The 15,647-nt window shown below is 71.8% G+C and carries 17 protein-coding genes and 1 pseudogene; 12 read left to right on the top strand and 6 right to left on the bottom strand.

Annotation, left to right across the window (positions count from 1 at the left end):
* Together ACWDZ7_RS25185 and ACWDZ7_RS25180 are read right to left on the bottom strand one after the other, a co-directional pair.
* Positions 1-488 (bottom strand): SPFH domain-containing protein (locus ACWDZ7_RS25185; RefSeq protein ID WP_451799984.1); only part of this gene is annotated, 488 nt, incomplete at its 3' end.
* A gap of 86 nt (positions 489-574) precedes the next feature.
* On the bottom strand, positions 575-1,423 hold the full coding sequence (locus tag ACWDZ7_RS25180; protein ID WP_451799972.1) for a hypothetical protein: 849 nt from the start codon (positions 1,421-1,423) through the stop codon (positions 575-577).
* Between the two features lie 162 nt (positions 1,424-1,585).
* Between ACWDZ7_RS25180 and ACWDZ7_RS25175 the strand changes: the two genes are divergently transcribed.
* From ACWDZ7_RS25175 to ACWDZ7_RS25165, 3 genes are all read left to right on the top strand, one after another.
* Positions 1,586-2,347, top strand: a complete 762-nt coding sequence (locus tag ACWDZ7_RS25175; protein ID WP_451799970.1) for a class I SAM-dependent methyltransferase — start codon at positions 1,586-1,588, stop codon at positions 2,345-2,347.
* 104 nt (positions 2,348-2,451) lie between these two features.
* Complete coding sequence (locus ACWDZ7_RS25170) at positions 2,452-2,703, top strand: hypothetical protein (RefSeq protein ID WP_451799968.1); 252 nt, start codon at positions 2,452-2,454, stop codon at positions 2,701-2,703.
* Positions 2,704-2,707: 4 nt separating this feature from the next.
* On the top strand, positions 2,708-3,061 hold the full coding sequence (locus ACWDZ7_RS25165; RefSeq protein WP_451799966.1) for a DUF1036 domain-containing protein: 354 nt from the start codon (positions 2,708-2,710) through the stop codon (positions 3,059-3,061).
* 60 nt (positions 3,062-3,121) lie between these two features.
* On the opposite strand, the gene ACWDZ7_RS25160 is transcribed toward ACWDZ7_RS25165, so the two are convergent.
* From ACWDZ7_RS25160 to ACWDZ7_RS25150, 3 genes are all read right to left on the bottom strand, one after another.
* Entirely contained in the window at positions 3,122-4,408 is a 1,287-nt protein-coding gene (locus tag ACWDZ7_RS25160; protein WP_451799964.1) for an MFS transporter, read from the bottom strand.
* A gap of 129 nt (positions 4,409-4,537) precedes the next feature.
* Entirely contained in the window at positions 4,538-5,017 is a 480-nt protein-coding gene (locus ACWDZ7_RS25155; RefSeq protein WP_451799962.1) for a VOC family protein, read from the bottom strand.
* Positions 5,018-5,144: 127 nt separating this feature from the next.
* Positions 5,145-5,918 carry an arylamine N-acetyltransferase family protein gene (locus tag ACWDZ7_RS25150; protein WP_451799960.1) on the bottom strand — a complete coding sequence of 258 codons (774 nt, stop codon included), beginning with the start codon at positions 5,916-5,918 and terminating at the stop codon, positions 5,145-5,147.
* A 351-nt stretch (positions 5,919-6,269) separates the two neighbouring features.
* Between ACWDZ7_RS25150 and ACWDZ7_RS25145 the strand changes: the two genes are divergently transcribed.
* Together ACWDZ7_RS25145 and ACWDZ7_RS25140 are read left to right on the top strand one after the other, a co-directional pair.
* Positions 6,270-7,463, top strand: a complete 1,194-nt coding sequence (locus tag ACWDZ7_RS25145; protein ID WP_451799958.1) for an epoxide hydrolase family protein — start codon at positions 6,270-6,272, stop codon at positions 7,461-7,463.
* A 463-nt stretch (positions 7,464-7,926) separates the two neighbouring features.
* Positions 7,927-10,146 carry an MMPL family transporter gene (locus ACWDZ7_RS25140; RefSeq protein ID WP_451799956.1) on the top strand — a complete coding sequence of 740 codons (2,220 nt, stop codon included), beginning with the start codon at positions 7,927-7,929 and terminating at the stop codon, positions 10,144-10,146.
* A 94-nt stretch (positions 10,147-10,240) separates the two neighbouring features.
* Here the strand turns inward: ACWDZ7_RS25140 and ACWDZ7_RS25135 are convergent, their stop codons facing one another.
* Positions 10,241-10,660 carry a winged helix-turn-helix transcriptional regulator gene (locus ACWDZ7_RS25135; RefSeq protein ID WP_451799954.1) on the bottom strand — a complete coding sequence of 140 codons (420 nt, stop codon included), beginning with the start codon at positions 10,658-10,660 and terminating at the stop codon, positions 10,241-10,243.
* A 106-nt stretch (positions 10,661-10,766) separates the two neighbouring features.
* On the opposite strand from ACWDZ7_RS25135, the gene ACWDZ7_RS25130 reads away from it, so the two are divergent.
* The 7 genes and pseudogenes from ACWDZ7_RS25130 to ACWDZ7_RS25100 all read left to right on the top strand — a co-directional run bounded on the left by ACWDZ7_RS25130 (position 10,767) and on the right by ACWDZ7_RS25100 (position 15,383).
* A complete protein-coding gene (locus tag ACWDZ7_RS25130) occupies positions 10,767-11,576 on the top strand; it encodes an NAD(P)H-binding protein (protein ID WP_451799952.1) in 810 nt (269 codons plus the stop codon).
* A gap of 47 nt (positions 11,577-11,623) precedes the next feature.
* Positions 11,624-12,010: an NAD(P)-dependent oxidoreductase gene (locus ACWDZ7_RS25125; protein WP_451799950.1), complete on the top strand. Its 387-nt coding sequence runs from the start codon at positions 11,624-11,626 to the stop codon at positions 12,008-12,010.
* A gap of 125 nt (positions 12,011-12,135) precedes the next feature.
* Positions 12,136-12,327: a hypothetical protein gene (locus ACWDZ7_RS25120; RefSeq protein WP_451799948.1), complete on the top strand. Its 192-nt coding sequence runs from the start codon at positions 12,136-12,138 to the stop codon at positions 12,325-12,327.
* 31 nt (positions 12,328-12,358) lie between these two features.
* Complete coding sequence (locus ACWDZ7_RS25115) at positions 12,359-12,724, top strand: hypothetical protein (protein WP_451799946.1); 366 nt, start codon at positions 12,359-12,361, stop codon at positions 12,722-12,724.
* A 42-nt stretch (positions 12,725-12,766) separates the two neighbouring features.
* Positions 12,767-12,919 (top strand): annotated as a pseudogene (locus ACWDZ7_RS25110) (RICIN domain-containing protein); the annotation flags it as partial.
* A gap of 34 nt (positions 12,920-12,953) precedes the next feature.
* Positions 12,954-13,763: a PTS sugar transporter subunit IIA gene (locus tag ACWDZ7_RS25105; RefSeq protein ID WP_451799944.1), complete on the top strand. Its 810-nt coding sequence runs from the start codon at positions 12,954-12,956 to the stop codon at positions 13,761-13,763.
* Positions 13,764-13,787: 24 nt separating this feature from the next.
* Positions 13,788-15,383, top strand: coding sequence for a PTS ascorbate transporter subunit IIC (locus ACWDZ7_RS25100; RefSeq protein WP_451799942.1), 1,596 nt, complete (start codon positions 13,788-13,790; stop codon positions 15,381-15,383).
* The last annotated feature ends 264 nt before the right edge of the window (positions 15,384-15,647 follow it).

Raw genomic sequence — 15,647 nt, 5'->3', positions numbered from 1 at the left:
ATCTCGACCCGGTCGATCTGCACGCCCCAGCCGATGGCCGGGCTGTCGATCATCAGCTCCAGGCCCTGGTTGAGCTTCTCGCGGTTGGAGAGCAGATCGTCGAGGTCGCTCTTGCCGATGATGGAGCGCAGCGACGTCTGCGCCATCTGCGAGACCGCGAAGCGGTAGTCCTCCACCCGCACGACCGCGCTGGCCGCGTCGACGACCTTGAAGTAGATGACCGCGTCGACCCGGACCGTGACGTTGTCGCGCGTGATGCCGTCCTGCGCGGGCACCGGCAACGTCACGATCTGCATGTTCACCTTGCGCAGCCGGTCGATGCCCGGGACCACCATGGTGAAGCCGGGCCCCCGGACGTGGCCCGAGAGCCGGCCCAGGCGGAACACCACGCCGCGCTCGTACTGCTTGATCACGCGGGCCGCCGCCATCCCGTACACGAGGCAGCCCGAGGCGACCGCGGCGCCTGCTGTCAGCAGTTCCTGAACCATGGCGACCCCCCTGACGTCCGAGTCGGCCATTGGTGTCACGATATGCCCGCAAGTGTCCATCGGTCGAGCCCCGGGCGGCCCGAGAATCAGTCCACGTGGGGCCGGGACTCGTGCAGCCGCGTGTGATAGCGGCCCTCGGACTCGTGCCCGGCGGGATCCTCACCCGCCAGGATCACCTGCCGCACCGCGTCCCGCTGCTCCTCGGAGCTGGTGAAGAGCCGCTGTGGATACGTGCGCGAGGGCTCCGAGACGGTGTGCAGGCCGTGCGCGGCCAAGGTCACGGCGATGCGGCGGTACGGCACGGTCCGCAGCACGAACGCGCTCACCCACACCTGCGTCCGCGCACAGTCGAGCAGCGCGTCGAAGGTGCGGTGCGAGATGTAGCCGATACCGCCCGTGACGGTGATCAGCCCGGCGCGGGCGACCGCCCGGCACAGCCCGGGGCTGGGCGGGTGCCGTTCGAGATCCTCGGCATACGCCTCGTCGAGCAGCCCCACCTCCAGGGCGTACCGAGTGGCGTTCGCCGCGGCGTCGAGCCCGATGACCGGCGTGGCGTCCGCGCGCCGCCGCGAGGCGTAGAACTCCTTGTCGCACTGGACCAGCTCGTGCGCGGTGAGCGCCGCCGTCCCGGCGGAGGTGTAGTGCGCGTACAGGTCGGCGAGCGTGAGGTCGTGGTTGAGCAGCGCCGCGTTGATTCCGTAGGAGCAGCACACGTCGAGGACCGTCACGGGGCCCTCTGCGCCGGGCACCTGGGAGCGCAGCTCACGCGTGCGGCGGAAGACCTCCTGGGCGTGGTGCGGGATCTCGTACGCGTAAGGCGCCAGCGTCCGGAAGTAGGCGCGCGGGTCCGGCTGGTCGTAGATGTCGTCGAACCGGGTCTTGCCCGATGCGGTCCTTGTCCTGTGCGTCTTTGTCCTGTGCCGGTCTGTGGCCATGGGGCACCTCCGGGAGTGAGGAACGGGTCTGGGGCGACGTGCGATGTGCACCTCTACCCCACCCGTCCCGCCCCCCGGTAGACCTCTTGGCGGTTACCGGCCACGGCGCCGCCCGCCCGGCCGCGCCGCCCCGGGGCCGCCTTCCTGACTACCCTGGAGCCGATGTTCACCTCCCAGGGTCCCACGCCGCGCGAACTGGCCGTTCAGGCGCTCTCCTCCACCGAGCGCGGCTACGACCTGCTCGCCCCGAAGTTCGACCACACGCCGTTTCGCACACCCGACCGGTTCCTCACGGCGACGGCCGACGCGCTGCGCCCGCTCGGACCCTTCGACGCGGGCCTGGACGTGTGCTGCGGGACCGGCGCCGGGGTCGGGACGCTGCTGCCGCTCTGCCGGGAGCGGGTCACCGGCGTGGACTTCAGCGCGGGGATGCTGGCCGCCGCCGCGGACGCGGTGGGCGGGGACGGTCGGGGTGGGCCGGCGGCGGGCAGGCCGTACGCGGGCGGCCCCGCGGTCGAGTGGGTGCGGGCCGATGCCCGCGCCCTGCCGTTCGCCGCGGGGTTCGACCTGGCCGTCAGCTTCGGTGCGTTCGGCCACTTCCTGCCGGCCGAGCGTCCCGCCCTGTTCGCCGGCGTCCACCGGGCGCTGCGCCCCGGCGGCCTCTTCGCGTTCCCGATCGGCGCGCCGCAGCCCGTCACCTCGCCGTGGCACTGGGCGCTGCTCGGCTTCGACGGGACGATGCGCGTGCGGAACCTGCTGTGGCGGCCCCGGTTCGTCATGTACTACCGCACCTTTCCCCTGGACGGTGTGCGCGCGGACCTCACCGACGCCGGGTTCGACGTGCGGCTGCTGCCCCTGGAGGAGTTCGGCAGACGCCCCGACGGCAGCCCGCGCTGGCGCCTTGTGGTGGCCCGCAAGGCGTGAGGACGTAGGAATGTCGGTCACTCGGTGGGCTGTCCGGTAAGGCGCCCGTGGCCCATGCTCGGAGTCGATGGGCTGCCGTCAACTGCCTTGCAGGGGGGTGCTCGATGGGGAACGACCACGACCACGACCACAACCACGACCACAACCACGATGCCGGACTGCCCGGTCCGCCCGGTCCGCCCGGTCCGCCCGGTCCGCCCGCGTCCGCCGCCGATCCGCGCGGAGCGATCGGCGACGAACCCTTCGTACGCGGGGCCGAGGACTTCCCGGCCCTGGCCCAGGAGGGCGCCCACGGGGAGGCGTGGCACTCGCCCGGCGGCCCCGAGGGCGCGCGAGAGCCGGAGCCGGAGGACTGAGACCGTGGGCCTGACGATCAGCAACAAGTACCGGACGCGGGTCTACGTCGCGATCGGCTTCTCCGACAACACCTGCCTGCACGGCACCGGGCCGCACATCATGGGCTGGTGGGGTATCGATCCGGGCCGCAGCGCGCTCGTGTACGCCAACGACGTCAACGAGTACAGCCCGATGTGGTTCTACGTGGCCGAGGCGGTGAACAACGGGCCCATCTGGGCAGGACAGCACGTCACACAGGTGCCGGACCAGGCGTTCAACCGCTGCTGGCGGCCCGGGATCTCGGGCGGCAGCCCGCGCGGCTTCCGCGAGCTGTACGTGGGAGACCACGAGAACTTCACGCTCAACCTCACGGGCTGATCCCGGCGTGACCTCATGGCGTGCCACCGCGCGACCTCACGGGGGTGACCCCGCTCGACCTCACTGACTGACCCCCCTCAGCCCCACGGCGTCGTACCCCCGCTCCTGCGCGACCGTCCCCGCCCGCTCCGCCCACCGCACCGCCGGTCCCATCAGCAGCGACGCCCCGAGGAAGAGCGAGCCCAGCACCAGCCACCCCGGCACGCCCCCCACCATCAGGAGCCAGGTCAGCAGGAGCGGGCCCAGGGTGCGGGCGACCGGTACGCCTGTGCCGAAGAAGCCCTGGTACTGGCCGACGTGCCGCGCGGGCGCCAGCGCGAGGCCGATCTGCCACGAGCCCGCGGACTGCCGCATCTCGGCGATCACCTGCAACACGGCGCCGACGACCAGGACGGCGGCCGCCGCCCACGGCGAGAGCCCCGCCGCCGACACCGCGAAGACCACGCACGAGGCGAACATGACCGGCCCCGAGCGGCGCACCGCCCGCGCGGCCGCGGCCAGGCCGGTGACGCCACGGGCCATCCGCACCTGGAAGCCCATCACCGCCAGGGAGTTGAGGACGAACAGCGCCGACACCAGCCAGCCCGGGGCGTCGGTGCGCTCCACCGTCCACAGCGGGATCGCGAGACTGAGCAGCGGCATCCGCAGCAGCAGCACCGTGTTGAGGAGCGTCACCACCGCGTAGGGGCGGTCGCGGAGCACCACGAGCCTCGGCCCGCCACCGCCACCGCCACCGCCACGCGCCGCCGCCCCCGTCACCGCCGCCGCCCCGGCCACCACCGGCAGCCGCAGCAGCAAGGCCGCGCAGAGCAGGAAGCTCACCGCGTCCAGCGCGAACACCGCGCAGTAGGCCTCGGCGGTGTCGTACCGCAGCGCCAGACCGCCGATCGCGGCACCGGCCGCGAGACCGGCGTTGAGCGTCGACTGGAGGCGGGCCAGCACGCCCGTGCGCTCCGCCGGCGGCACGAGCCCCGCGAGCAGCGCCTGCCGGGCCGCGGCCAGACCGCACTGGGCGACGGCGTAGACGACAGCCGCCACGAGAAAGAGCGGGAAGGAGCGGACGAAGAGGAACGACCCGACGGCCGCCCCGGTGGCCAGGGCGAGCAACACCGACGTACCGCGCGGCCCCCGCCGGTCGGCGAGCGCGCCCAGCGGCACCCCGGCCACCGAGCCGATCGCCCACGCCACCGTCAGGCCGAGCCCGATCTGCGTGGGGGAGAGGCCGACGACCCGGGTGAAATACAGCGCCGACGACGCGTAGTACGCGCCGTCACCGACGGAGTTGCTCAGCTGCGCGGCGGCGAGGACGCGCGGCGCCCCCGGCGGCGGAAGGATACGAGTCGGCACGACGCTCCCGGAGTCGGCGGCCTGATGGCCGGCCCTGGTCGGATGCGTCGACGGTATTCAGCCGGTGACGGCCGCGGCTGGGCCAATCACCCGCCGCGGCCGTGTGCCACTTCGCCCCCGCCCCGGTCTCTACGCCTTGCCGTCGGCCGCCGCCTGGAGCGCGGCCACGTCGAGCTTCTTCATGCCGAGCATCGCCTGCATGGCGCGCTGGGCGCGCTCCGCGTCCGGGCCGGTCATCAGCTCGCCGAGGATGGCGGGTACGACCTGCCAGGACAGGCCGTACTTGTCCTTGACCCATCCACAGGGCCCCTCCGAGCCGCCGTCCTCGGAGAGCTTCGTCCAGTAGTGGTCGACCTCCTCCTGGTCGGCGCAGTCGATCAGGAATGAGACGGCCTCGTCGAAGGTGAACTCCGGACCGCCGTTGATCGCCGTGAACGGCTTGCCGTCCAGCACGAAGTCCACCGTCAGCACGGTGCCTGCCGGGCGCGGGGCGTTCTCCCCGTAGTACGAGACGTTCTCGATCTTCGAGTTCGGGAAGACCGAGACGTAGAACTCCGCGGCCTCCTTGCCCTGCGTGTCGAACCAGAGGTTGGGGGTGATCCGGGGCATGACACTCACTCTCCTGTCGCGTCTGCGGCTCTCTCTACGTCTGCGGCTCTCTCTATGGGGACCGTCGCACCGCCCGGAACTCATCGCCAGACGGTGACGCGGTTTCGCGGTTTCGTGGATTCGCGATTTACCGCATGCTCGGCTCCCGCTCCAGACGGATGCCGAAGTGCCGCTCGTACGTCGCGAGCACCTCCGCCTCCGTGGCCAGCTCGGTGATCTCCCGCTCGCCGTCGAGGGTCGTGGTGAGCGTGCGGCCGCTGAGGGTGATCCGGCCGTCCCCGGTGATGATCGAGCAGACCAGGGACCGGGTGAAGTGGGAGTCCGGCGAGGTGCGGTGGTACCAGGCGCCGCTCTTGAAGTCCCCCAGGACGCGCGGACGCGGGTCGATCAGGTACTGCGGCTTGCCGTCCTTGAGGACCTCCAGATCGCCCTCGGCGCTCTCCACGAGGCGGAACGTGCCGCCGGGGTCGGCCTGCTCGCCCCGCTCGCCGAACGCGAGCGGCAGATGGCTGTGGGCGCCGAAGCCGATGTCCGCGAGCCAGTCCCCACCGCCTTGTGTGCGGACGCGCAGGGCCAGGTGGTCGAAGGGGATGCCGAGCCGCCCCGTGTCGTCGTAGACCCGGGCCTGCACCAGCGTGACGTCGAAGCCGAGGGCCGTCAGGAGGGCGCCGAAGGCGCCGTTGAGCTCGTAGCAGAAGCCGCCGCGGCGGGCCTGCACGACCTTCGCCACCAGTGCCTCGGCGGTCAGCTCGATCTCCTCGCCGAGGTGGACCGAGAGGTTCTCGAAGGGGACGCTGCGCAGGTGTGCGAGGTGCAGCTCGCGCAGGGCCTGGGCGGTGGGGGCGGTGGGGCGTGCGGCGCCGATGCGCCGCAGGTAGGCATCGGTCTGTTCGGTGTTCATGGGTCCAGTGTGGTGGGGGAGTGGCCGCCCGGGCCATGGACCACCGACCGCGCGCGTCAACTCCCGGGTGGCGTAGGCCAGTACGTGTGTATAGTCGCCGACGACGCGCGCGCCCCGCGAGGCGTGGCACGCGAGCACGTACACACGCACGATCCGAGAGCCCCAGGAGGTGAGCCCGATGACCACGCAGCACTCTGCCCCGCAGCACTCCGCCCGGGCCCTCCTGACCGCAGTCCGCGTCTGACGTCCGTCCCTTCCGCACCACGACGGACGCCGCCGACAGACGCCGCCGCCCAGGAGCGCCCGCCCACCGCGATCGCACCCCTCCTGAGCGAAGGAACCGAAACACCCGTGAACACCACGCCCTCGCAGGCCGCGTCCTCGCAGGCCTCCGCCCGTGACTTCCAGGTCTCCGTCCCCGACGACGTCCTGGACGACCTGCGCACGCGCCTTCGGCGCACCCTCTTCACCACGGCCACCGACCCGACGTACTGGGCGGCGGGCACCGACCCCGACTACCTGCGCGGCCTCGTCGCCCACTGGGCGGACGGTTTCGACTGGCGCGCCGCCGAGGCCGCGCTCAACGCCTTCCCGCACCGCGTCGCCGAAGTCGCGGGCGCGTCCGTCCACTTCGTGCATCTGCGCGGCGCGCGGCCCGACGGCGCCCCCGCGCCGCTGCCCCTGATCCTCAGCCACGGCTGGCCGAGCAGCTACGTCGAGATGCTGGAGCTCGCCCGGCGGCTCGCCGACCCCGGCGCCCACGGCGGCGACCCCGCCGACGCCTTCGACGTGGTGGTGCCCTCGCTGCCCGGCTTCCTCCACTCCGGACTGCCCGAGGGGCCGTTCACCCGCGAGGGTGTCGCCGGAATCTGGCACGCGCTGATGACCCGGACCCTCGGCTACCGGCGATTCGGCGCTTTCGGCGGTGACATCGGGGGCGGCGTGACGCAGTGGCTCGGCGCCCGCTTCCCCGAGGAGGTCACCGGCGTGCACATCACCTCCGCGGTGGTCTCCGCCGACTTCGACGCGCGTCCGCCGACCGCCGAGGAACAGGCCTACCTCGATCACCTGGACGCGTACGACACCGGCGACCAGGGCTACAGCGAGATCATGTGCACCCGGCCCGACACGATCGCCGCCGCGCTGCGGGACTCCCCGGCCGGCCTGCTCGCCTGGATCGTCGACAAGTACCGCGACTGGAGCGACTGCGACGGCGACCTCGAATCCCGCTGGGACAAGGACACCCTGCTGACCGTCGCCACCCTCTACTGGGCCACCGGCAGCATCGGTTCGTCCTTCCGGCAGTACTACGACTACGTACGGCACAACAGGCCGGTGCCGCCCATCACCGTCCCCGGCGCCGTCACCCTCAGCCATGAACCGGCCTTCGCGCACTACCCGAAGAGCCTCGCCGAGCGCGTCTTCACCGATCTGCGCCACTGGAGCACGCCGCGCAACGGCGGGCACTTCATGGCGCACGAGGAGCCCGAGCAGGTCGCACGCGAGCTGCGCGACTTCTTCCGTCCGCTGAGAATCGCGGACTGATCCGCGGACTGATCCGCGGACTGACCCGAGGCGTCCCGCTCTCCGCCGGCGAAGGGCCAACGGCTGGAATTGGCCATTCGCGTGGCGGAGAAGTCGGCTACACGCATCCCCCGCGTACATCCTCGGCGGGCCGACCGGGCCGGAGCCGACGAACAAACCGGGACATCGTGCAGGTGCGCCGTGAAGAGGAGGCGATAGTTCCGCGCCAATGACGAAGAAAGCGTTGACACGTGACTGCACCCTGTGAACGAGACGAGGTGATCGGCTCTCCTCCCAGGGGATGACACTCCACCAAGCGCAGTACACCGACCGTGGGCCGATAGTCCGGCTCGCAGTCGGACTCTTGCCCCCTCATCGGCGGTGAGGATGGAGAGGCATCCTGCTGGACCCCCTGACGTGCGCCGATTCGCACGGACGGAGGGTCTTCCCCTGCCTGCCCAACCCGACGGGAGTCCCCTTCGCCGTGGCTACGTTCCTGTACAAACTAGGTCGCCTCGCCTTCCGGCGGCGCCGCTATGTGGCACTGCTCTGGGTGGCTCTGCTCGTCGGTGCGGGCGTCGCGGCCTCGACCGCCCCCGCCCCGCCCGCCGACTCGTTCTCGATGCCGGGAACGGAGTCGCAGAAGGCGTTCGACCTGCTGGAGAAGCGCTTCCCGGCCGCCAGCGCCGACGGCGCGAGCGCCCGCGTCGTCATACGGGCCCCCGAGGGTCAGAAGATCACCTCGGCCGAGCCCAAGGCCGAGGTCGAGAAGATGGTCGCGGCCATCGGCAAGGGCTCGCAGGTCGCGGGCGTCGACGACCCGTACAAGGCGAAGACCGTCAGCAAGGACGGCACCACGGCGTACGCCTCGGTGACGTACAAGGTGGTCGCCACCGAACTCACGGACAAATCGCGTGACGCCCTGACCAAGGCCACCGACCAGACCCGTGAGGCGGGTCTGACCGTCGAGACCGGCGGCGACGCCGTCATGGCCGAGCAGGAGATGGGCGGCAGCGCCGAACTCATTGGCATCGCCATCTCCGCGGTCGTCCTGATCCTCACCTTCGGCTCGCTGGTCGCCGCGGGCATGCCGCTGCTCACCGCCATCATCGGCGTCGGCATCGGCACCCTGGGCATTGCTGCGCTCGGCAGTGTCCTGGACCTCTCCGCCACGACCTCCACGCTGGCGATGATGATCGGCCTCGCAGTCGGCATCGACTACGCCCTGTTCATCGTCTCCCGCTTCCGGGCCGAGATAGCCGAGGGCCGCACGCCGGAGGACGCGGCGGGCCGGGCCACCGGAACCGCGGGCTCCGCCGTGGTGTTCGCCGGACTCACCGTCGTCGTCGCCCTCTCCGGCCTCGCGGTCGTCAACATCCCGATCCTCACCAAGATGGGCCTGGCCGCAGCCGGCACCGTGGTGGTCGCCGTCCTCATCGCGCTCACCATGATCCCCGCGCTGCTCGGCTTCGCGGGCCGCAAGGTGCTGCGCCGCAAGGACCGCAAGAAGTCCGCGAGCGAGCTCCTGGACCCGAACGCCAAGCCGAAGCTGGGCACCCGCTGGGCGCGCTTCGTGCTGCGCCGCCCGCTCGCCGTCCTGCTCGTCGCGGTCGTCGGCCTCGGTGTGATCGCCGTCCCGGCCACCAGCCTCGAACTCGGCCTGCCCGACGAGGGCACCTCGGCGCCGGACACCACCCAGCGCAAGGCGTACGACATGCTGTCGGAGTCCTTCGGCGCGGGCTTCAACGGCCCCCTGATGGTCACGGTCAGCAAGGACTCCGAGGTGGCGGGCGCCGCCAAGACCGTCGGCGAGGAACTCGCCAAGGTCGACGGCGTCGTCGCCGTGACGCCTCCCACGCCCAACAAGGCCGACGACACCGCGATCCTGAGCGTCGTCCCGGAGACCGGGCCGAGCGACCACAAGACCGAGGAGCTGGTCAAGTCGATCCGCTCCAGTGCGCAGGACATCGGGTCCGACACCGGCTCCGAGGTCCTGGTCACCGGTCAGACCGCGATGACCATCGACTTCTCGCAGACCCTGGACGACGCGCTCCTGCCCTACCTGGGCCTGGTCGTCGGGCTGGCGTTCCTCCTGCTGATGCTGGTCTTCCGCTCGATCCTGGTTCCGCTCAAGGCGGCGCTCGGCTTCCTGCTCTCGGTGGCCGCCGCGCTCGGCGCCGTCGTCGCCGTCTTCCAGTGGGGCTGGCTCGCGGACATCGTGGGCGTCGACCAGCCGGGTCCGATCATGAGCATGATGCCGATCTTCATGATCGGCGTGGTCTTCGGCCTCGCGATGGACTACGAGGTCTTCCTCGTGACGCGGATGCGCGAGGCGTACGTCCACGGGGCGCGCCCCGGCGAGTCGGTCGTGACCGGCTTCACCCACGGCGGGCGGGTCGTGGCCGCGGCCGCGGTCATCATGATCAGCGTCTTCTCCGGCTTCATCATGGAGAACGACGACATGATCAAGATGATGGGCTTCGGTCTGGCCGTCGCCGTCCTCTTCGACGCGTTCGTCGTCCGCATGGCGATCGTTCCCGCCGTGCTCGCGCTTCTCGGCAAGTCCGCGTGGTGGCTGCCGCGCTGGCTCGACAAGGCGCTGCCGAACGTGGACGTGGAGGGCGAGAAGCTGCACAAGCTCCTCGGCGACACGGTCACGCCCGACGCCGAGACCGACCGGGAGCTCCAGCCCGTCGGCAGGTGACACCGCGGTTCCCGCTGAGCGGGCCGGTCGGAGCACCCCTTGAGGGGGCGGCTCCGACCGGCCCGCTCGGTCGTTCAGGCCCGTTCCGGCGCCGTCAGGGCTGCCGCCGCACCGCGTCGTAGGAGGCGCGGGCGGCGGCGATGGCGGGCCGGTGGCCGATCGACCAGTCGGCGAGCGCCTTGACGAGGTGCGTGAGGCTGTGGCCCATCTCGGTCAACTCGTACTCCACCTGGGGCGGGATCGTCGGATACACCGTCCGCTTCACCAGACCGTCGCGCTCCAGGCGGCGCACGGTGACGGTCAGCATCCGCTGCGAGATGTCGCCGTGGATCCTGCGCTGCAACTCCTTGAACCGTAGGACACCCGAGGCGAGTTCGACCACCACGTACACCGACCACTTGTCGCCCAGCCGGTCGAGGACGTCCCTGACCCCGCACTCGTCCTGCGGCGTCTCGCAGCTGATCACCGGCTCCCCGGCCGCGGGGGTGGTTACCGCGGTGTGCCCTGCCGACATTCAAGTGCCTCCTTACGCGGCGTGCTCGCCGCCGCTGATGATGGTTCCGCAGCCGCTGCTCAGCGGCGTCACGGAGACGAACCACTCACAACGGGGGAACCATCCCATGCTCATGATCACCGGTGCCACGGGCGCCCTCGGCAAGCTCGTCACCGCCCGCCTCGCCGACCGTGACGACGTCGTCCTCGGCACCCGCGGCCCGGGGCCCGGCGAGCGCCGCGTCGACTTCGACGACCCGGTCTCGCTGGACTTCACCGGAGTCGACACCCTCCTGATGATCTCCGCGGGCGCCGCCGAGGACGACGTCGTCATCGCCCGCCACGACGCCGCGATATCGGCCGCGGAGAAGGCGGGCGTGCGCCACCTCGTCTACACCAGCCTCAGCGGCGACGGCGACCACCTCACATACGCCCTGGCCCACCGCTGGACCGAACGCAGACTCCGCGCCTCAGCGCTGGAGTGGACGGTGCTGCGCAACGGCCTGTACGCGGAGTTCCTCGCCGCGGTCGCCGCGCCGGGCCCCGACGGGACGATCGCCGCGCCGCTGGGCACCGGCCGCCTGGCGGCGGTGGCCCGCGAGGACCTCGCGGAGGTGGCCGTCCGCGTGGCGACCGCACCCGCCGCGCACGCGGGCCGCACCTACGAACTGGTCGGCGAACAGGCCATCGGCGGCGCCGATCTGGCCGCCGCGCTCGGCGGCTCGTACGAACCGGGCTCCCTCGCCGCGACCCGCGCCGCCCTCACCGAGGCGGGCCAGGCCCTGCCCTTCCAGGTGCCGATGCTCCTGAGCACGTACTCGGCGATCACCGGCGGCTTCCTGGACGGCACGTCCATCGCCCACAACGACCTGCGCACCCTGCTCGACCGCGCGCCGCGCCCGGCGATCGAGGCGTACGTACGGGCGGTGCGGGGCTGAACCGGCCGCACGGCTCCGGTCCGTCGGGCCTCTTCGCCACCTCGAACGTGGTCGGTCTGCACGCACCGCTGCTGCCCGAGACCCGGGGCGCGGTCGGCGCGCGCCTCCTGAACTCCCTGACGCCGGGCGCGACGCTGGTCAACACGGCGCGGGGCGCGCTCATCGACGAGGGGGCGCTGGCGGAGGTCCTGCGCGCCAGAGCCGACCTCACCGCTGTACTCGATGTGACGCATCCCGAGCCTCCGGCCCGCGACTCACCGCTCTTCACGCTCCCCAACGTCGTCCTGACACCCCACCTGGCCGGCGCCCTCGGGGCCGAGTGCCACCGGCTCAGGGGGTCCGTGGCGAGGACCTCCACGTCGAAGCGGCCGAGGTGGTCCGCGAGGAGCCGGCCGATGTGCCCGAGCCCCAGCAGGCCCACGCGTGACCGGTAGGCGCCCGGGACCCTGACGTCGTGCGGGAAGCGGCGGTCGGCGGCCACTTCGCGGCGACCGGCTCTACGTCCAACTGATCGCCTGGCCGCTGCGCCCATCTGCACCTGCCGGGACTCGCGGGCCGGGTGCGCCACGCCCAGCTCCTGAACGACGCGTCCGAGATCACCCGCGTCGAGATAGCCCCCGGCCGGCCCGCGCTCAACACCGAGATGGGCGGACGGCCCGCCGGAACACTCACCCTCCAACTCCCCGTCCAGCGCCCCGACACCCTCGTGCCCGTCATCGAGCTGTTCCTGAACAGCCGGGCCGACTCCTGAAGCAGCGTCCCCCGAAACCCCGGACGCATCCATGCAACGCCGTACGTTCCTCACCGGCACCGCCCTCGGAGCGGCGCTCGCCGCCGTACCGCTCGGTGCCCCGCAGCACGCGGCGAGCGCGGCCGAGGCCGGGGCGCCCACCACGGTCAGCTCCCTGAACGACCTCCAGAGAGCGATCAACAGCGCCGCGCCCGGCGCCTCCATCAGCGTCTCGGGCGAGAACGGCACGCGGGACGCACCCATCACCATCACCTCCGTGTCCCGCGGCGGCGCGGTGCTCCGCGGTGAGCGAGGGTTCGTCTTCAGAGGCTCCAGCGACATCACGGTCACCGGCTTCTCGTTCCGCCAGAGCACCACTCCACGACGGCGCAGGCGCTGGACAGTGCCCGCGGGCTGACGCCGAGGCGGATCGGTTCGCCCCCTTTGGAACCGGCGAAGCTGTGGCGACGGCACGTGGACCCTCCTCAACGCCGCCACCGGACGGCTCCTCGAGGTAGGCGGTCAGGCCACGCACGACGGGGCCGCCGTGACGACGTGGACACCGAACTCCGGCGCCAGCCAGCGTTGGAAGGTCGTGGACGTGACGGGCTGAGCATCGCCAGTCCGCGTCGGCGAGAATCATGCGCATGGCAGCGCTGAACGAGATCCTCCCCGTGGAAGCCGTCCTCCTCGACGCCCCGGCGGCCGACTGGCGCGAAGCCGTCCGGCGCGCCGGTGACCTGATGGTCGCGACGGGCGCCGCCACGGACGCGTACACCGCCGAGATGATCGAGAACGTCGAAGAGAACGGGCCCTACATCGTCATCGCGCCAGGCCTCGCCTTCGCGCACGCCAGGCCCTCGCCCGCCGTCCTCGCTACCGGCATGTCCTGGGTGCGGCTCGCCACACCCGTGGAGTTCGGCCACGAGGCCAACGACCCCGTCGAACTGGTCGTCGGCCTCGCCGCGAAGGACGCCTCCGCACACACCGCGGCGATGGGCGCGCTCGCCCGGCTGCTCGCCGACCCTGACACAGCGCGCGCCCTGCGCGAGGCGCCCACTCCGCACGCCGTGCACGCCCTCCTGACCGGCGGCCCGCTGGACGCGCCCCCGCTGGACGCGCCCCCGCAGGACGCGCCCCCGCGCCTCGCGGCGGCACGCGACACCGGCGACCCGCACAAGATCCTGACGGTGTGCGGCAACGGCGTCGGCACGAGCCTCTTCCTCAAACAGACCCTCGAAGGCGTCCTGGACCGCTGGGGCTGGAGCGGATACGTCACCGTCGAGGCGACCGACACCATCTCGGCCAAGGGCAGGGCGAACGAGGCCGTCGCCATCCTCACCTCGCGGGAGATCGCGAGGACGCTCGGCGGCGTCGGCGTCCCGGTGAAGGTCGTCGAGGACTTCACCAGCGCGGCGGAGGCCGACCGCGTCCTGCGCGACACGTACGACGTCTGACGACCCGGGCAAGGAGAACCCACCATGGACCGGCTCGTGTCGATCGCCGAGTTCCTCGTCGACGAAATCCTCAGCCAACCGGCCTACCTGATCGGCCTCATCACCGCGGCCGGCCTGATCGCGCTCCGGAAACCGGTGGGGCAGATCGTCGGCGGCGCCATCAAGGCGACGCTCGGCTTCCTGCTGATCGGGGCGGGCGCCAGGCTCGTCGTCGGCGCCCTCGCCCCGCTCGGCGAGATGATCCAGGGCGCCACCGGCGCGCACGGCGTGATCCCCACCAACGAGGCGATCGTCGGCATCGCCCAGGAGCAGTACGGCGCCCGCGTCGCCTGGCTGATGATCCTCGGCTTCGCCGTCAGCCTGCTCCTCGCCCGCTTCACACCCCTGCGCTACGTCTTCCTGACCGGCCACCACATGCTCTTCATGGCCACCCTGCTGACGATGGTCCTCGCCATCGGCGGCCAGACCTCATGGGTCGTGGTCGTCGTCGGCGGCGTCCTGCTCGGCATCCTGCTGGTGGCGATGCCCGCCTTCGCGCACCCCTGGACCAAGCGCGTCACCGGCAACGACAGCGTGGCGATCGGCCACTTCGGCACGGCCGGGTACATCGCGGCGGGCGCCACGGGCCGGCTGGTGGGCCGCCGCAGCCGCTCCACCGAGGAGATGAACCTCCCCGAAGGGCTCCGCTTCCTGCGCGACTCGATGGTGGCGACCGCCCTGTCCATGGTCCTCATCCACCTCATCATGTCCCTCGTCTTCCTCGCCAAGGCCGGCAAGGAGGCCGCGTTCAAGGCCTTCGGCGAGGACGGCGCGGCGGGCGCGAGCGGCGTCGGCGACTACGTCATGCAGTCCGTGATGCAGGGCCTGCAGTTCGGCATCGCGGTCGCCGTGATCCTCTTCGGCGTCCGCACGATCCTCGGCGAACTCGTCCCGGCCTTCCAGGGCATCGCGCGGAAGCTGGTGCCCGGGGCGGTGCCCTCGCTCGACGCGCCGATCGTCTTCCCCTACGCCGAGAACGCCGTGCTCATCGGCTTCATCTCCAGCTTCGTCGGCGGCCTCGTCAGCCTCGGCCTGCTCACCTGGGTCTTCCACCCCGCCTTCGGACTCGCCCTCGTCCTGCCGGGCCTGGTCCCGCACTTCTTCACCGGTGGCGCGGCCGGCGTCTACGGCAATGCCACCGGCGGCCGCCGCGGCGCGGCCCTCGGCGCCTTCGTCAACGGCGTCCTCATCACCTTCCTGCCGGCGCTGCTCCTGAAGGTCCTCGGTGCCTTCGGCGAGGAGAACACCACGTTCGGCGACGCCGACTTCGGCTGGTTCGGCACGCTCATCGGGTACGCCGCCAAGGCGGGCGAGGCCGGCGGCGTCGTCCTCATGCTGCTGATCGGAGCGGCCGTCCTGCTCGGCGCGGTCGTCTTCCAGAAGCGGGTCGTGGAGACCGGCTGGGACCCCGGCGCCCACCGCGACGCGCTGCTTCCGGCGGACGAGGCCATGGCTCCGGCCCCGGCGAGCGGTCCCTCTTCGACATACGCCAAGTCGACATACGCCAAGTCGACATACGACAAGATCGCACCGCCACGCGGCGCACCGAAGCCGCCTCCGCCGCCGGAGGGGGAGAGCTGAGCCTTCCGTAAATCCAGTGGAGGGCGGGGGCCGCCCGGCTGCCATGACGCGGATCATGGACAGTGATCTGCGCCGAGGTGCACCGCCTCACCGACCCGGGCGGTGCCGGTCCCGACCCGTACGTCAAGGTCGCCCCGGTCACGTACGAGGGCTCGCCCTTCGACCTGTCCGGCGAGGCCGACCGCCTCGCCTGGCTCTCGGGGCGGGGCATCCCCGTGCCGCGCGTCGTCGAGCGGGACGCCGACAGGGAGACGGCCTGGCTGG

The organism is Streptomyces sp. NPDC003032, assembly GCF_053591415.1.
This window is presented reverse-complemented; position numbering and strand designations above follow the sequence as displayed.

What these genes read in the sequence shown, in the direction of transcription:
- ACWDZ7_RS25180 (WP_451799972.1), bottom strand. Translation starts at nt 1,423, where the DNA reads ATGGCCACAGACCGGCACAGGACAAAGACGCACAGGACAAGGACCGCA.
- ACWDZ7_RS25175 (WP_451799970.1), top strand. Translation starts at nt 1,586, where the DNA reads ATGTTCACCTCCCAGGGTCCCACGCCGCGCGAACTGGCCGTTCAGGCG.
- ACWDZ7_RS25170 (WP_451799968.1), top strand. Translation starts at nt 2,452, where the DNA reads ATGGGGAACGACCACGACCACGACCACAACCACGACCACAACCACGAT.
- ACWDZ7_RS25155 (WP_451799962.1), bottom strand. Translation starts at nt 5,017, where the DNA reads ATGCCCCGGATCACCCCCAACCTCTGGTTCGACACGCAGGGCAAGGAG.
- ACWDZ7_RS25150 (WP_451799960.1), bottom strand. Translation starts at nt 5,918, where the DNA reads ATGAACACCGAACAGACCGATGCCTACCTGCGGCGCATCGGCGCCGCA.
- ACWDZ7_RS25135 (WP_451799954.1), bottom strand. Translation starts at nt 10,660, where the DNA reads ATGTCGGCAGGGCACACCGCGGTAACCACCCCCGCGGCCGGGGAGCCG.
- ACWDZ7_RS25130 (WP_451799952.1), top strand. Translation starts at nt 10,767, where the DNA reads ATGCTCATGATCACCGGTGCCACGGGCGCCCTCGGCAAGCTCGTCACC.
- ACWDZ7_RS25115 (WP_451799946.1), top strand. Translation starts at nt 12,359, where the DNA reads ATGCAACGCCGTACGTTCCTCACCGGCACCGCCCTCGGAGCGGCGCTC.
- ACWDZ7_RS25105 (WP_451799944.1), top strand. Translation starts at nt 12,954, where the DNA reads ATGGCAGCGCTGAACGAGATCCTCCCCGTGGAAGCCGTCCTCCTCGAC.
- ACWDZ7_RS25100 (WP_451799942.1), top strand. Translation starts at nt 13,788, where the DNA reads ATGGACCGGCTCGTGTCGATCGCCGAGTTCCTCGTCGACGAAATCCTC.